Below are 14,414 nucleotides of genomic sequence, written 5' to 3' on the forward strand. Positions count from 1 at the left end.
AGCAGGCGCTGGCCATGGGTCGCCTTGTTGACGAGCAGCGCCAGCCCGAGGCCGAGCAGCATCTCGGCGTTGAGCGCCACCGTCAGCAACAGCACGGTGCGGCCGAAGGCGACCCAGAACTCTGGATTGCCGAGCACGGTCATGTAATTGCGCAGGCCGACAAAGACCCAGAGCGTTTCCGGCTTCGTCAGGCGAAACGGCGTGAAGCTCGAATAGAACGAAAAGAGGAGCGGCAGGACGATCACCGCTGCAAGCACAACGAAGGCCGGCAGCAGAAGCAGGGTCGGCGCTGACAAATTCTTGAGCTTCATCGGGCAGTCCTGAGGATCACATGAAATGGCCGAGGCGGCGCCGGCGCTTCAGGCGCCGGCGCCGCCTCGTTGGTCAGGTCAAAGCTTGCCTGCGTCTTCCAGGATGCCGGTCGCCTTTGCGGCGGCGGCATCGAGCGCTTCCTTCGACGTCTTGTCGCCGAGGATGGCGGCCTGCAATTCCGGATAGACGGCGTTGGAGATTTCGATCCACTCGGCCGTTTTCGGAACCGGGAAGGCATGCTTGGCGGCTTCCTGGAAAGCCTGCAGCACTTCGGTCTTGTAGGCGTCGCCTTCGGCTTGCTTGATGTTGTATTCCCACACGGCGGTGCGGGTCGGCAGCGGGCCAGCAGCCGATTCCAGCTTCTGGCTGTCCTCGTTGGTCAACCACCAGACGAGCGAGGCGGCAGCCTCCTTGTTGGCGCAATCCTCGGTGACCGAGAAGCCGTGATGGCCCGACCAGCCGGTCCGCTTGCCGGAAGAACCGGCCGGCTGCACCTTCACGCCGACATTGCCGGCAACCTTGGAAGACTTCGGGTCGTTGAAGAAGCTCGCCCAGCCAGGCCAGTCGAGATTGACGGCGATCGAGCCCGAGGCGAAGCCCTGGCCAAGGTCGTCCCAGAGATAGTTGGTCGTGCCCGGCGGTACCGCCTTGTCCTTGTAGAGCTTGACGAACCAGTCGAGCGCACGCACGCCGGCTTCCGAATTGAAGGCCGGGCGGCCATCCTTGTCGAGATATTCACCGCCTTCGGCCACCAGCATTTCATAGAAGCGGCCGTTGATCGCCTCTTCCTTGCCGGCGAACTGCGTGCCGTAGAAATTCGGCGGCGCGGCGAAGAACTCGGCCTGGTCGCTCACCTGCGCCCAGGTGTCCGGAGGCGCGAGATCATAGCCATACTTGGCCTTGAAGGCGGTCTTCTTGGCTTCGTCCTGGTAGAGGCTCTTCTGGTAGTAGAGCGCCGACACGTCGAACTGGGCGCGCGGCAGCATCACCAGCTTGCCATCGAGCGTCGAAGCGTCGATCAGGGCCGGCACGAACTTGGCGATCTCTTCCGGCGGCAAAAGCTGCAGCAGGTCGGTGTAGATGTCGGGGTATTGCGGCGCAAAGGAGGAATGGTTGGAGCCGACGCACCAGCTGACGCCGCCGGTCGCGATATCGGACTTGATTTCCTTGTCGAGTTCGAAGTGGTTCTTCTTCGACAGGATGTTGACCTTGGCGCCGGTCGCCTTCTCCCATTCGCCGATGCGCTCATAGAGCTTTTCGTATTGCTGACCGCCGATCAGCTTGGCGTCGATCGTGACGCCTTCGAACTTGCCGGGCAGATCAGCGGCACTGGCCGCCCCCATCGCACAGCCAAGCATGACGACACCGGCAGAGACGCCGGCAAGCAGCCTTTCCATATCCACTCCTCCCTGGTTCACGCCCTCTTCCCGGCGCGAAGCTCTCATGTATGAGAAACTAATTCATATACAAACAACAAATTCATGGGGCGTCAAGGGAGAACTTTCCTTTGTCGGGGCCTTTGTCTGCGTATATGGATATGAATATTCACCAAGGAGGCTGCATGGACACCGAAGAGTCTGACCGCTATCGCGCACCCGCCCTCGACAAGGGGCTCGACATTCTCGAGCTGCTCGCCAGCGTCGATGGCGGACTGACCCAGGCGGAAATTTCAAAGCGCCTGAACCGGAGCCCGAACGAGTTCTACCGGATGCTCGACCGGCTGGTGCGGCGCGGCTATGTCACCCGCATCGACGGGGATCGTTATTCGCTGACCTTGAAGCTGTTCGGACTTTCACAGCTGCATGCGCCGGTGCGCCGGCTTGCCTCCTACGCGACGCCCTTGATGCGCGACCTGTCGCAGCGCTCGAAACAGGCAAACCACCTCGCCGTCTTCGACCGCGGCTCGGCCGTGGTCATTGCCCAGCAGGAAGCGCCTGATTACTGGGGCATTTCGATCCGGGTCGGATCGCATATCAGCCTGTTCGATACCGGGTCCGGTCACATCCTGCTTGCCTTCCGCACGGCCGAAGAGCGCGAGATGATGATCGCCGAACATGCCAGGAGCAAAGACGAGGTCGTACGCGGACCGGAATTCTATGCCCGTCTCGACCAGATCCGCGAGCGCGGCTACGAGATGATGGCAAGCGCGCAGACCGCCGGCGTCTATAACCTCTCGGCCCCGATCCTCGGCCCCGACGGTCGCGGCATCGCGGCACTGACCATACCCTATATCGCTCTCGTCAACGCGCCCTCGGCGCCGGACATTACCGAAAGCATCGCGCTGCTGTTGAAGACCGCAGAACAATTGTCGACGCTGGCAGGTTCGGACGTGGTGCCCGCAGCCGATTGACGACAGCCGGCAACGGTCTTACTTCTTATTTGAATATCTCATTCTTATGTGAGATGCCGTTCGGAGGAGGAGCGCCTTGATCATCGACACCCATCTGCACCTGATCGACAGGTCAAAGCTGAGCTATCCCTGGCTTTCCGGCGCGCCGGCACTCGACCACGACTTTCTCTACGCGACCTATGCGCGCGAGGCCCGCCGGCTCGGCATCGAGGCGGCGCTGCATATGGAGGTCGATGTCGCGCCTTCAGAGATCGAGAAGGAAACGGCGGAAATCGAACGGCTCGCGGCCGAGCCGGGAAGCCTGCTCAAAGGGGCGATTGCCGCCTGCCGGCCGGAAGAGGATGGTTTTGCCGCCTATCTCGAGCGCCAGGAGGCAAACGGCTTCGTCAAGGGGTTCCGGCGGGTGCTGCACGTGATGCCGGACGATCTGTCCGAACAGCGGACCTTTCGCGACAATATCCGCCGGCTCGGCGGGCGTCGCTTTACCTTCGACCTCTGCGTCCTGCCGCATCAGATCGAAAAGGCGATTGCACTTGCCGATCTCGCGCCCGACGTTCACTTCATTCTCGACCATTGCGGCGTGCCCGACATTCGTGCCGGCGCGGAACATCCCTGGCGCGAACACATGAGCGAGATCGCCCGTCGTCCGAACGTCACGGCAAAAATCTCTGGCGTCGTCGCCTATGCCGATGAAGCCTGGCAAGTCGAAACGCTGCGCCCCTATGTCGAGCACACGATCGGCGTTTTCGGCTGGGACCGGGTGGTGTGGGGAAGCGACTGGCCGGTCTGCACGCTCGGCGGCAATCTTTCGACCTGGGTCGGGGCGACCCATGCGCTTCTCGAAGGTTGCAGCGCGGACGAAAAGCGTAAACTGCTTTCCGGCAATGCGCGCCGGATCTGGCAGCTCGCCTGAGGCGATCTGCCCGTAAATCGATCCGGGACGCCAAAGCGCCCCGGAGATAAGCGGTCACACAGCGGCGAAGCTTTGCGAAAACAGCCGATTGAGGTCGTCAACGACCTTTCGCGCGGCATCCTTGCGCAGAAGGCCCTCGTTGATGCGATCAGAGCCCGCCTGCTGAAAGGCCATGTAGCCATCATGCCTTGGCCGAACCCAGGCCTCCTCGAGTGTCCTTCGCGTGGCGCGATAAAAGTCCGACGTCGCGGCATTGACAGCGTCATCGTCCCAGGCCGCCGCATGGCCAGGTTGACCGCCACCCGCAGCATAAGGGCCGCGCTGGACCTCGCCGCTCGCGAGAAAGTAAGCAAAATCGATCGCCGCGTCGACTGCACCTGAAAAGGCAGAGACGGCAATTCCGGTCCCGCCCAGGGCGGAGCCGACGGGGCCGCTCTCACCTGCCGCTGGAATATCGCCGAACTTGACGATAGACGGCCGGAAACCGGGCATCGCGTAGCTGACGTAGCCGTAGATCAACGGCGCAGAGACGACCTTCGACTGCGGTTCGCTCATCACTTCGAGCACGGCGATCGGATCCATCGAGAAACAGGCCGGATCGATCAGGTCCGTCAGCTCCCGCAGAAGCTCGAAGGCCTCGACGCCGGCATCGATATCAATCAACTGCCGGACCCCATCGCTGCGGCAAGCGTGGCCGAGATTGGCCGAGAGCGTGTAGAAGCACATCAGCGAATGCGGCGGCCGCATCGGCAGCGCGACCTTTCCCTGGCGCGCCAAATCCATCATCTCGGACCAACTGTCCGCGCGGTCACCCAGATCCGGACGCCAGGCCTGGACCTGCGTCGCCGCGTCGATCGGAAAGGCCCATTGCCGTCCTTGCCAGGTATAGCTCGGATAGGATCGCCCGACGCTTGCCTGCGACAGCGCAAGGCGCTCGGTTTCCCTGCCCGCGACATCGAGCGGCGCCAGGCACTTTTCCTTGGTGATCTGGCCGACATGCGGATGGTCGATGACAATGAGGTCATAGGCTCGCGCCAGTTCTTCGACCGGATAGGTCTCGAAATCCTGCAGCGAACGCTTGTCCCATTCGACCGTGACGCCGGTGCGCTCCCGCCAGATCCGAGAACAGGCGACCATCGGATCGTAGCCGCGCGGATGGCTCCAGGTCATGCCTTTCAACGTGGTGCTCACAGGCCGAACTCCTCGCGGATCGAGGCGCTGTGCTCGCCGATGCGCGGTGCGGCGCGGTCCACCTGGGCGCGCTTGCCATTGACCCTCAAGGGCGATCGCGTCGTCAGGATCGAAACATCGTCGTCGCGCACGACCGTCTGCAGCATGTCGAGTGCCCGGAAACCTTCGCTTTCGATGAGTTCGTTCCAGTTCAGCACACGGGCACACCAGATGTCGGCGGGCTCGAGCACCGAGAGCCAGTGATCGATGCTGTGTTCCGCGATCCGCGTGGCGATCAGCGCCTTGATCTTGTCCCGTTCGGAGAACCAGGAGGCCGCGTCGTCGCGGTAGGCGTCGAGTTCGGGCATTTCGAGGAGATCCGCAAGTTTCGGGATCGGCGTCATGGCGATGGCGAGATAGCCGTCCTTGGCTGGGTAGACGCCATAGGGCGCCGAAAGGTAGGCGTGGGCGCTGCGGAAACCGGAGCGCGTCGGCAGCCGGCGACCGTCGTTCAGATGCGTCGTCAGCACTTCGAACTGGAAGTCGACGAGCGCTTCGAGCAGGCTGGTTTCGATCAGGCTGCCCTTGCCGCTGATGCCGCGGCGAACGAGGGCCGCGAGGATCCCTTGGGCGGCCGCGGCACCGGCAAGCATATCGCCGATCGCCAGACCGAAGGGGACAGGCCCCTGGCCCTCGTCGCCGTTCAGCCACATGACGCCCGAGCGCGACTGCGCCAAAAGGTCCTGCCCCGGCCGTTTCACCCAGGGCCCCTCCTCGCCGTAACCGCTGATCGAGGCGTAGACGATCTTCGGGTTGATCGCCTTGACCGCTTCGTAGTCGAGCCCGAGGCGCTGGATGACACCGGGACGGAAATTCTGGATCAGCACGTCGGCCCTGGTCAGCAGCGCCTTCAGAGCGGCAAGATCAGCCTCGTTCTTGAGGTCGATCGCCAGGCTCTCCTTGGCGCGGTTGATGGCGTGGAAGATCGTCGAATCCCCGCCGATCTCGGTGTCGCTCAGATAGAGCCGGCGCGACAGGTCGCCGCCATCGGGACGCTCGATCTTGATGACCCGCGCGCCAAGATCCATCAGGCGAAGCGAGCAATAGGGGCCGGAGAGAAACTGGCTCATGTCGACGACAACAAGGCCCGAGAGCGGCAGTTCGTTCGTATCGGTCATCGGAATCTTACTTCTCGGTCTTGCCGACGAAATCGCCGGGATTCTTGTACTTCACGGTCTGCAGGTGCTCGCAGTAGAGCACCAGTTCGCCCTCGCCCTTGAACACCTGATAGCTGGCGCGAATCAGCCCGAGCTCCCTGTAGCGGGGCGTTTTGTCCATGTTGGTGCGGATCGTGTAGAGGGTGTCGCCGATGAACACCGGCTTGATGAAGCGCAGCTTGTCGTAGCCATAGGAAAAGGCGTTGACGCAGTTGGTGGCAACCAGGCCGAGACCGGCCGAGAACACGAATGCGCCGGCGACGAGACGCTTTCCAAATATGCCGTCGCGCTCGGCAAACATCTGATCCTGCACGTAAGGATGGATATCGACGACGAGCGTGTTGAAGAGATGGCTGTCGCTCTCGGCAATCGTCCGGCGCAGGGAGCGGATACGCTGCCCGACCGGCCAGTCCTCGTAGAACCAGTTTTCCGCGTTCCACACCGGCAAGGCCGCATGATCCGGCGGCATGTCGGTCGGATGGGTCGAGGACGTCCCGACGGTCGGCGAAAATTCATGCATGAGCAGACCCTTGTCCAGGAGAAGCAAGCTTCGCCATCGACGCCCCTATGGCGACTGCCTATAGCCGTTGAGAAGCACCAATATTTTCTTATATAAATACTCTACTCACATATGGATCTATGATGCAATAGCCAGTTTTCGACGGCTGGAGACGGGCGCCGCCCGCGCATCGACGCGGATCGACCCGATTTTCATCGGACCGGCAACGCGCGCCGACCGGCAGCTGAGATTTCATGGTCGCGGCCGCTCGAGCGAGGAAGATGGAGGAGATGTAGGCAAAGGCGCCGGACGGACGCGGAGGCGGCGCCGGGCGGGCGGGAAACAACGTTTCGTGTGCGACTGTGTGGGGCGTTGTCTGCCAACCGCAGTCTTAGCGTGCCGCGGCGTGATCGGACACGTCGTCAAACAAAACGGGCGCGTTCACGCGCTTGCGAACGCGCCCGGGTATCAGACGGCAAACACCTTTGCGCGGCGCAGCGTGACGAAGCCGGTGTCGCCGGCATTGACCGCGCGTTCTGGCTCGACATCGAGCTCCAGATGAGCACCGCTCCCGGTGGTCGCGATCACACGCCGGCCATCGGGCCGGTCCATGACCCGACTGATATTGGCGGCGATCCCCGGCCCCTGCGACGCCCAGTCGAGATCGACCGGGCGGGCGTAGACTTCAGCCTTGCCATCGGCGACCCCTGGAGCGGCGACGATTGCGCCGTCGACATGGGCGTTACCGTTGCGCACCTCGGCCGAGAGCATGTTGGCATCGCCGAGGAACTTCATGACGAAGGCCGATTGCGGATCGCGGCAGACCTCTTGCGGCGTCCCCTGCTGGATGATCTGCCCGTCCTTCAGGATGACGACACGATCGGCAAGATCAAGCGCCTCTTCCTGGTCGTGGGTGACGAACAGGGTGGTGATCCCGAGCGTGGTATGGATCTCGCGCAGCCAGCGGCGCAGCTCGCGCCGGACATTGGCGTCGAGCGCTCCGAAAGGCTCGTCGAGCAACAGCACTTTCGGGTCGACCGCAAGCGCGCGGGCAAGCGCGACGCGCTGGCGCTGACCACCGGAGATCCGGGCCGGAAAGCGGTTGCCGAGCCCCTCGAGGCGGACAAGCCGCAAAAGCTTGTCAACCCGTGCCTGAATGGCGGCCTTCTCTCGCTTGACCTTCGAGACATCCATGCCGAAGGCGATGTTCTGCGCCACGGTCATATGCGGGAAAAGTGCGTAGTGCTGGAACACGAAGCCGACGCCGCGATCGCGCACGGGTATGTCGGTCGCATCCTGGTCGCCGAAGTAGATGTGGCCGCCATCGGCAAACTCGAGACCAGCGACCATGCGCAGGATGGTGGTCTTGCCGGAGCCGGAAGGTCCGAGCAGGGCGACCAGTTCGCCGCTTTCGATCTCGAGCGAGACGTCCTTGACGGCGCGGAAGGTTTCGAACGTCTTGACCACGTGCTCAAGCCGGATCTTCATGATGCATTCTCCGCAGAATTGGTAACCGGACGGCTCCGGCCCGCGCCCTGGCGCTCGAGCGCCACCTTGGCGATGATGGTGAAGACGGCAAGCAGCGCCAGGATCGACGCCGACGCGAAGGCGCCCGCCGCCTGATAGTCGTGGTAGAGCAGCTCGATATGGAGCGGCAGCGTGTTGGTCTGCCCGCGAATGTTGCCCGAGACGACCGAAACCGCTCCGAACTCCCCCATCACTCGGGCATTGCAAAGCACGACACCGTAGAGCAGTGCCCACTTGATGTTCGGCAGCGTGACCGAGAAGAAGGTTCGCCAGCCGGACGCCCCGAGAGAGGCTGCGGCCTCTTCCAGGTCCCGCCCCTGGGCCTGCATCAGCGGGATCAGCTCACGCGCGACAAACGGCGCGGTGACGAACATCGAGGCGAGCACGATCCCCGGGATCGCAAACAGGATCTTGATGCCATAGGCGTCGAGCGCCGGCCCGAACAGGCCCTGCAGCCCGTAGACGAAGAGGTAGGCGACGCCGGCCACGATCGGCGAGACCGAAAACGGGATCTCGATCACCACGAGCAGGAAGCCCTTGCCGCGAAAATCGAACTTGGTGATCGCCCAGGCCGCGGCAATGCCGAAGGCGGTGTTGACCGGGACCGCGATGAGCGCCGCAAGCACCGTCAGCATGATCGCGTGCCGGGTATCAGGATTAAGGATCGTATCGCGATAGACCTGCCATCCCTTGGAGAAGGCTTCGACGCCGATGATCAGCAGCGGCGCGAGGATGAGGAACGCGACGATGGTCAGCACGATGCCGATCAGCGCGCGGCGAAAGATCGGGCCGTCGCCGACCCGCGCAAGGGTGCGTGCGGTTCTTTTCATTGTCATGATCAGGACCTCTGCGTGTAGCGCAGCGCCCGCGCCTGCAGCCAGTTGGTCACCGCGAGCATGAGGAAAGCCGTGAGCAGCAGGACGGAAGCGATCGCGGCTGCCGCCTGATAGTCGTATTCCTCCAGCCGGATGAAGATCAGCAAAGCGGTGATTTCCGTCGACATCGGCTGGTTGCCGGCAATGAAGATGATCGCGCCGAATTCGCCAAGCGAACGGGCAAACGAGAGCGACACGCCGGCAAGAAGCGCCGGTGTCAGGAGCGGCAGAATGACCTTGCGGAAGATCGCCCAATCCGAGCCGCCGAGCGACTGGGCCGCCTCCTCCAGCGCCGGATCGAGATCTTCGAGCACCGGCTGCACCGTGCGCACGATGAAGGGCAGCGAGGTGAAGCACATGGCGATCATGATGCCGAGCGGCGTGTAGGCGACCTTGATGCCGTAGTCGTTGAGAAAGGAACCGAACAAGCCATTCGTCGTGAACAGTGCCGTCAGCGAAATACCGGCAACTGCGGTCGGCAGGGCGAACGGCAGGTCGACCATGGCATCGACGATGCGTCGCCCGGGGAAGCGATAACGCACCAGCACCCAGGCGAGCGCCAGTCCGAAGACAAGGTTGAAGAGCGTAGCCCCGAGAGCCGCCGTGACCGTGACGCGATAGCTCGCAAGCGCCCGCGGGGAGGACACGATCTGCCAGTAATCCGCGGGGCCGAGGCTCGCCGCCTTGAACACGAGTGCGGCCAGAGGCAGCACGACAATGAGGCTCACATAGAAGAGCGTCACACCCAACGACAGGCGTAATCCGGGCAGGACATTGCGTCTCACGCGGTCATTTCCTTTGCATGGTAAAACCCGGCAGACATAGCGCCTGCCGGGTTCAAGAAGGGTGAAATCGAAGGGCGATCAGCGGCTGCCGTAGAGCTTGTCCAGAATGCCGCCGGAGGCGAAGTGTTCGGCCTGGATCTTGCTCCAACCGCCGTACACGTCATCGACGTTAACCAGGCGGATTTCCGGGAACTGGTCCTTGAACTCACCGGCAACCTTGTCGTTGCGGACGCGGTGGCCGAATTCGGCGGCGATGCGCTGGCCCTCTTCGGTGTAGAGGAATTCGAGATAGGTCTTGGCAAGCGCCTGCGTGCCGTGCTTTTCGGCAACCTTGTCGACGACCGCGACCGGGAACTCGGCGAGCAGGCTGACCGAGGGGATGACGGCCTCGACCTTGTCGGCGCCGTACTGCTTGGCGATGCTGCGGGTTTCCGCTTCGAATGTGATCAGCACGTCGCCGGTCTCGCGCTCAACGAAGGTCGTCGTGGATGCGCGGCCACCGGTATCGAAAACCGGCACGTTGTCGAAGATCTTGGTGATGTAGGCTTCGATCTTCGCCTCGTCACCCTCATAGGCCTCCTTGGCCCAGGCGTAAGCCGCAAGATAGGTGTAGCGCGCATTGCCCGACGTCTTCGGATTGGGGAAGACCGCATGCACGTCGTCACGCGCAAGGTCGCTCCAGTCCTTGATGTTCTTCGGGTTGCCCTTGCGCACCAGGAAGGACGGGAAGGAATAGAACGGCGAGGCATTGTTCGGAAACGCCTTGGCCCAGTCCTTGGCCACAAATCCGTTCTTGGCGAGGAACTCGATGTCGGTGGTCTGGTTGAAGGTCACCACGTCGGCTTCGAGGCCTTCCAGGATCGAGCGCGCCTGCTTCGACGTGCCGGCATGCGACTGGTCGACCGTCACGCCCGGATGCAGCTTGATGAAGGCTTCGTTCTCGGCCACGAAAAGCTCGCGCGAAACGTCGTAGGACGCGTTGAGGAGCTTCGTCGGCTCCTCGGCCAGCGCCGGGGTGAAAAGATGCGCTGCGATCGTGGCGCCGAGAATGAGGAGGCGTTTCATGCAATTCTCCGGTGTTGAACGTAACTCAGAAACTACCGGGACGCGTCGGGGAGTGCGAGGGACCGGGGGCCTCGGTTGCGCGGCGCCTTAGAAATTCTCTCTCTTTTTCGCCACATTTCGCGCAGTTTTATCTCATCGACCCTGATTGTCGGATGCGACCGGATCGGCACGACAATCATCACGAAAATGAATCGATGCGGCCGAACCGATTCATAACTGTCGTTGGACGCAAAAGGCGTGACGCGCGATTCTTCGTCCATGGTCACGCAAGCCTATCGCCTCTACATCGAACGCATCGACGCCACCCGCAACATGGCGCGCTTCTACGCCCTGGAAATCGGCAGCACGCTGTTTGGCGACGTGTGCCTGACGCGGACATGGGGCCGCATCGGCACCCACGGGCAGATGAAGGCCCACCATTTCGCAAGCGAGGCGGAAGCCGTAGAGCTGTTTTTCGCCTTCGCGCGGCGAAAATTGAACCGAGGCTATCGGCCAAGACAGGATTCGGCCGCGGTTGCCGGCAGAACCGGACCGATCCGCGCCACCGCCAAACCTATGGCTGCATACGGGCAAGATAGCGCGCGCTGACTTGTGGCCTTATATTTCAAAATAGAAATATACTCGGCACGCGAGTCCAATGGAAAGAGGACGAACGACGTGGACGAACGGAGCATTGAGGATACCGGCGAGATCACCGGTTCGACGGTCGGTCTCGAAGACATCGCACGAAAACTGGCGACACTCGCCGAGGAGATCCGATCCATGGCGGCGGTCCCTCTTGAGGACGTGGCCGTAGAGATCGAACACGACGACATGCCTCCCGAGGCTGCGGCCGACTAGCCGGAACTGTCCGGCCCCGGGACCGCTCAACATTGCATCGCCTTTTATGGAAAGTTGAGAGGACGAGGCCTGCTGCGCCCCATCATGGCAGGCGTTGCTGCTCCAGCCACGTGCGGATGTGCGTGGCGAGACGCTCCGGAGCCTCCATCGGGATCATGTGCCCGGTGTTCTCGATGATCTCGAGCGTGGACCCGGCGATCCCGTGATGAAGCTCCAGTGCCTCGTCCCGGGACCGCAACTGATCCTTGTCGCCCGCAATCACCAGACTCGGGCATCGGATCGTCGTCAGCTCCTCCCGCTCGTCCCGCCGCTCGATGAGGGACTGCCGGCGAAAGACGTCGCCGCCCAACCGATGCCCTGCCGCCTGGATACGCTCGATGATGTCGGCCCGCCCGGCATTATTGGGGTGAAGGGACGACTGTACGGCCGACCGGCTGAGCCCCTTGAAGGCGACGCCGCCCGTTTCGCCGGCGATCGCCGCCTTGCGCTGGCGCTGCACATCACTATCGCCACGGGCGGACGTTGCGATGAGCACGAGGGCGGCAATTCGATCGCCTGCCTGCCGGACCATTTCGCGCGCAACGTAGCCGCCCATGGAGAAGCCGACGAGAACGAACCGCGACGGCGCTTCTTCCAGCGCGCGCTGCGCCATCGCCGGGATCATATTGTCCCTGGAGAGATCGGCGTGGATGGCCGGGCCAAATTCGTCCAGTGCCGGCACAACGTCGCGCCAGAGATCGGCATCGAGCATGAAGCCGGGGACCAGGAGTATTGCCATGCTGTGCCGCCTCTCCGTGCATGTCGACAGATCTATCGGAGGCAGATCTATCGGAGGAAGGTGACCTGGTCGTCAAGCAGCACTGCATCGGCAAAGACCTGACGGCGCTCGCGGCACGTTGACGAGATCGCTACGCGACGACCAGTTTCGCCGCCCCGTCCGTCGCCTCACCCACTATCGCCGCTTCGAAGCCATGCCTGCGGAAGATCTCAAGAACCTCCGGTGCACACGACCGGGCACAGGCGATGAGCAGGCCGCCGCTTGTCTGCGGGTCGCACAGCAGCGCCTTGTCGATGGCGTCCATCTCCCGCGAAAAGACGACGTCCTGTCCGTAGCTGGCCCAGTTGCGCCCCGAGGCCCCGGTCACATGGCCGGCACCGGCGAGACCGCGTGCCCCGTCCAGGAGCGGCACGGCGGACCAGTCGATCCGGACCTGGCAGTTCGACCCGCGCGCCATTTCCAGCGCATGGCCGGCAAGCCCGAATCCCGTGACGTCGGTCATGGCATGAACACCGGGGAGCCGCGCGAGATCGGGTCCGGGCGTATTGAGCCGGGTGGTGCTGTCGATCATGGTGGCATAGCCGGCGTCGTCGAGCGCGCCCTTTTTCAGCGCCGCGGAAAAGATGCCGACGCCGAGCGGCTTGCCGAGGATCAGCACGTCACCCGGCTCGGCGCCGCTGTTGCGCTTGAGATGGGCCGGATCGACGAGCCCTATCGCGACGAGGCCGTAAATCGGCTCGACCGAATCGATCGTGTGGCCGCCGGCGATCGGAATGCCGGCCGCGCGACAGGCAGCCGCTCCGCCGTCAAGGATGGAGCCGATGGTCGCCGTCGAGAGCACGTTGACCGGCATGCCGACCAGCGCCAGCGCAAAGATCGGCGTGCCGCCCATGGCGTAGATGTCGCTGATGGCGTTGGTCGCAGCAATCCGGCCGAAATCGTGGGGATCATCGACAACAGGCATGAAGAAGTCCGTGGTCGCGACCACGGCCTGGTGATCGTTGAGGCGATAGACCGCCGCATCGTCGGAGGTCTCGATGCCGACCAGAAGTTCGGGCGGCACCGGCAGCTGCACCCTTCCGCGCAAAATTTCCTGAAGCACGCCGGGTGCGATCTTGCAGCCGCAGCCGCCGCCATGGGCAAGCGAGGTCAGGCGCGGTTCGACAGAGGCGGAAATACTGCTCACGGTTGGAAACTCCCTTCATGCGGTTGCATCAACGGCGGCTATGTCCCAGCTCGCGATCATGACCGATCATACCGGGCAAGGCCATGACTTTTCGGGGCAAATGCCGTTCAATTCCTTCTTGACACCCGGGCCCTTAGGTTCGACCATTCGCTGCAAGACCGATACGCATGGAAGAGGACGACCTCGAATGAACATCGATCTTTCCCGCCGCAGTTTCCTGAAGCTCGCCGGAGCCGGCGCTGCGGCCACCACGATCGGAGCCCTGGGCTTCGGAGCGGCCGAGGCTGCAACCGGCGCCCATGTCCGCGCCTTCAAACTGGCCAGCACCACCGAGACCCGCAACGTCTGCACCTACTGTTCGGTTGCCTGCGGCATCCTGATGTATTCCAAGGGTGACCTTGCCGCCGGCGAGAAGGCGGAGCTCATCCATATCGAGGGTGACGCCGACCATCCGACCAACCGCGGGACGCTCTGTCCCAAGGGCGCGGCCCTCAAGGACTTCGTGAAGTCCGAGACCCGCGCCACCAAGCCACGCCACCGCGCTCCGGGCGCCGACAGCTGGCAGGACATCTCCTGGGAAGACGCCTTCGACAAGATCGCCCGGGCGATCAAGGACGACCGCGACAAGAACTTCATCGAGAAGAACGCGGCCGGCGTCACCGTCAACCGTTGGACGACGATGGGTTTCCTGGCGGCCTCCGGCGGCACCAACGAGACGGGATGGCTGACCTACAAGACCGTCCGGTCCTTGGGCGCCGTCGGCTTCGACAACCAGGCACGCGTCTGACACGGCCCCACGGTAGCCAGTTTGGCTCCAACATTTGGCCGCGGCGCAATGACGAACGCCTGGACCGACATCAAGAACACCGACCTCGTCATCGTCATGGGTGGCAACGC

General features: G+C 63.1%; 15 protein-coding genes and 1 pseudogene. 5 read left to right on the forward strand and 11 right to left on the reverse strand.

Features of this window, described 5'->3' with window-relative positions; genetic code table 11:
• Together VGO12_RS07795 and VGO12_RS07800 are read right to left on the reverse strand one after the other, a co-directional pair.
• A pseudogene (locus VGO12_RS07795) lies at nt 1-311 on the reverse strand (sugar ABC transporter permease); the annotation flags it as partial.
• Between the two features lie 78 nt (nt 312-389).
• Nucleotides 390-1,670 (reverse strand): extracellular solute-binding protein, encoded by a 1,281-nt coding sequence (locus VGO12_RS07800; protein ID WP_414650691.1) that lies wholly within the window; start codon nt 1,668-1,670, stop codon nt 390-392.
• Between the two features lie 203 nt (nt 1,671-1,873).
• On the opposite strand from VGO12_RS07800, the gene VGO12_RS07805 reads away from it, so the two are divergent.
• On the forward strand, nt 1,874-2,662 hold the full coding sequence (locus tag VGO12_RS07805; RefSeq protein ID WP_327512156.1) for an IclR family transcriptional regulator: 789 nt from the start codon (nt 1,874-1,876) through the stop codon (nt 2,660-2,662).
• Nucleotides 2,663-2,738: 76 nt separating this feature from the next.
• A complete protein-coding gene (locus VGO12_RS07810; RefSeq protein WP_327512157.1) occupies nt 2,739-3,575 on the forward strand; it encodes an amidohydrolase in 837 nt (278 codons plus the stop codon).
• Between the two features lie 54 nt (nt 3,576-3,629).
• Here the strand turns inward: VGO12_RS07810 and VGO12_RS07815 are convergent, their stop codons facing one another.
• From VGO12_RS07815 to VGO12_RS07845, 7 genes are all read right to left on the reverse strand, one after another.
• Nucleotides 3,630-4,766, reverse strand: a complete 1,137-nt coding sequence (locus tag VGO12_RS07815; protein ID WP_327512158.1) for an ABC transporter substrate-binding protein — start codon at nt 4,764-4,766, stop codon at nt 3,630-3,632.
• Entirely contained in the window at nt 4,763-5,923 is a 1,161-nt protein-coding gene (locus VGO12_RS07820; RefSeq protein WP_327512159.1) for a CaiB/BaiF CoA-transferase family protein, read from the reverse strand. Before VGO12_RS07820 ends, VGO12_RS07815 begins: the two co-directional genes overlap by 4 nt.
• A gap of 7 nt (nt 5,924-5,930) precedes the next feature.
• Nucleotides 5,931-6,482, reverse strand: a complete 552-nt coding sequence (locus VGO12_RS07825) for a MaoC family dehydratase (RefSeq protein ID WP_327512160.1) — start codon at nt 6,480-6,482, stop codon at nt 5,931-5,933.
• Nucleotides 6,483-6,929: 447 nt separating this feature from the next.
• The gene (locus tag VGO12_RS07830; protein WP_327512161.1) at nt 6,930-7,949 is read right to left on the reverse strand and encodes a sulfate/molybdate ABC transporter ATP-binding protein; all 1,020 of its coding nucleotides are present in this window, start codon (nt 7,947-7,949) and stop codon (nt 6,930-6,932) included.
• On the reverse strand, nt 7,946-8,824 hold the full coding sequence (gene cysW, locus VGO12_RS07835) for a sulfate ABC transporter permease subunit CysW (protein ID WP_327512162.1): 879 nt from the start codon (nt 8,822-8,824) through the stop codon (nt 7,946-7,948). The genes VGO12_RS07830 and cysW overlap by 4 nt, the downstream gene beginning before the upstream one ends.
• A 2-nt stretch (nt 8,825-8,826) precedes the next feature.
• On the reverse strand, nt 8,827-9,648 hold the full coding sequence (gene cysT, locus VGO12_RS07840; protein WP_327512163.1) for a sulfate ABC transporter permease subunit CysT: 822 nt from the start codon (nt 9,646-9,648) through the stop codon (nt 8,827-8,829).
• A gap of 78 nt (nt 9,649-9,726) precedes the next feature.
• On the reverse strand, nt 9,727-10,713 hold the full coding sequence (locus tag VGO12_RS07845; protein WP_327512164.1) for a sulfate ABC transporter substrate-binding protein: 987 nt from the start codon (nt 10,711-10,713) through the stop codon (nt 9,727-9,729).
• 237 nt (nt 10,714-10,950) lie between these two features.
• Between VGO12_RS07845 and VGO12_RS07850 the strand changes: the two genes are divergently transcribed.
• Together VGO12_RS07850 and VGO12_RS07855 are read left to right on the forward strand one after the other, a co-directional pair.
• On the forward strand, nt 10,951-11,301 hold the full coding sequence (locus tag VGO12_RS07850; RefSeq protein ID WP_327512165.1) for a WGR domain-containing protein: 351 nt from the start codon (nt 10,951-10,953) through the stop codon (nt 11,299-11,301).
• Nucleotides 11,302-11,370: 69 nt separating this feature from the next.
• Nucleotides 11,371-11,553, forward strand: coding sequence for a hypothetical protein (locus VGO12_RS07855; RefSeq protein WP_327512166.1), 183 nt, complete (start codon nt 11,371-11,373; stop codon nt 11,551-11,553).
• A gap of 82 nt (nt 11,554-11,635) precedes the next feature.
• Here the strand turns inward: VGO12_RS07855 and VGO12_RS07860 are convergent, their stop codons facing one another.
• Nucleotides 11,636-12,331, reverse strand: coding sequence for an alpha/beta hydrolase (locus VGO12_RS07860; RefSeq protein ID WP_327512167.1), 696 nt, complete (start codon nt 12,329-12,331; stop codon nt 11,636-11,638).
• A 130-nt stretch (nt 12,332-12,461) separates the two neighbouring features.
• Complete coding sequence (gene selD, locus VGO12_RS07865) at nt 12,462-13,508, reverse strand: selenide, water dikinase SelD (protein WP_327512169.1); 1,047 nt, start codon at nt 13,506-13,508, stop codon at nt 12,462-12,464.
• Nucleotides 13,509-13,704: 196 nt separating this feature from the next.
• Between selD and VGO12_RS07870 the strand changes: the two genes are divergently transcribed.
• Nucleotides 13,705-14,414: molybdopterin-dependent oxidoreductase (locus tag VGO12_RS07870; RefSeq protein WP_327512168.1), on the forward strand; the 710-nt coding region annotated here is incomplete at its 3' end.

The sequence above is a fragment of the Ensifer sp. genome (genome assembly GCF_035999135.1).
Taxonomy (GTDB): domain Bacteria; phylum Pseudomonadota; class Alphaproteobacteria; order Rhizobiales; family Rhizobiaceae; genus Ensifer.

Bases quoted from the DNA above. Each gene is read 5' to 3' on its own strand.
- VGO12_RS07800 (WP_414650691.1), bottom strand. From the start codon at position 1,670: ATGCTTGGCTGTGCGATGGGGGCGGCCAGTGCCGCTGATCTGCCCGGC.
- VGO12_RS07805 (WP_327512156.1), top strand. From the start codon at position 1,874: ATGGACACCGAAGAGTCTGACCGCTATCGCGCACCCGCCCTCGACAAG.
- VGO12_RS07820 (WP_327512159.1), bottom strand. From the start codon at position 5,923: ATGACCGATACGAACGAACTGCCGCTCTCGGGCCTTGTTGTCGTCGAC.
- VGO12_RS07825 (WP_327512160.1), bottom strand. From the start codon at position 6,482: ATGCATGAATTTTCGCCGACCGTCGGGACGTCCTCGACCCATCCGACC.
- VGO12_RS07830 (WP_327512161.1), bottom strand. From the start codon at position 7,949: ATGAAGATCCGGCTTGAGCACGTGGTCAAGACGTTCGAAACCTTCCGC.
- cysW (WP_327512162.1), bottom strand. From the start codon at position 8,824: ATGACAATGAAAAGAACCGCACGCACCCTTGCGCGGGTCGGCGACGGC.
- VGO12_RS07845 (WP_327512164.1), bottom strand. From the start codon at position 10,713: ATGAAACGCCTCCTCATTCTCGGCGCCACGATCGCAGCGCATCTTTTC.
- VGO12_RS07860 (WP_327512167.1), bottom strand. From the start codon at position 12,331: ATGGCAATACTCCTGGTCCCCGGCTTCATGCTCGATGCCGATCTCTGG.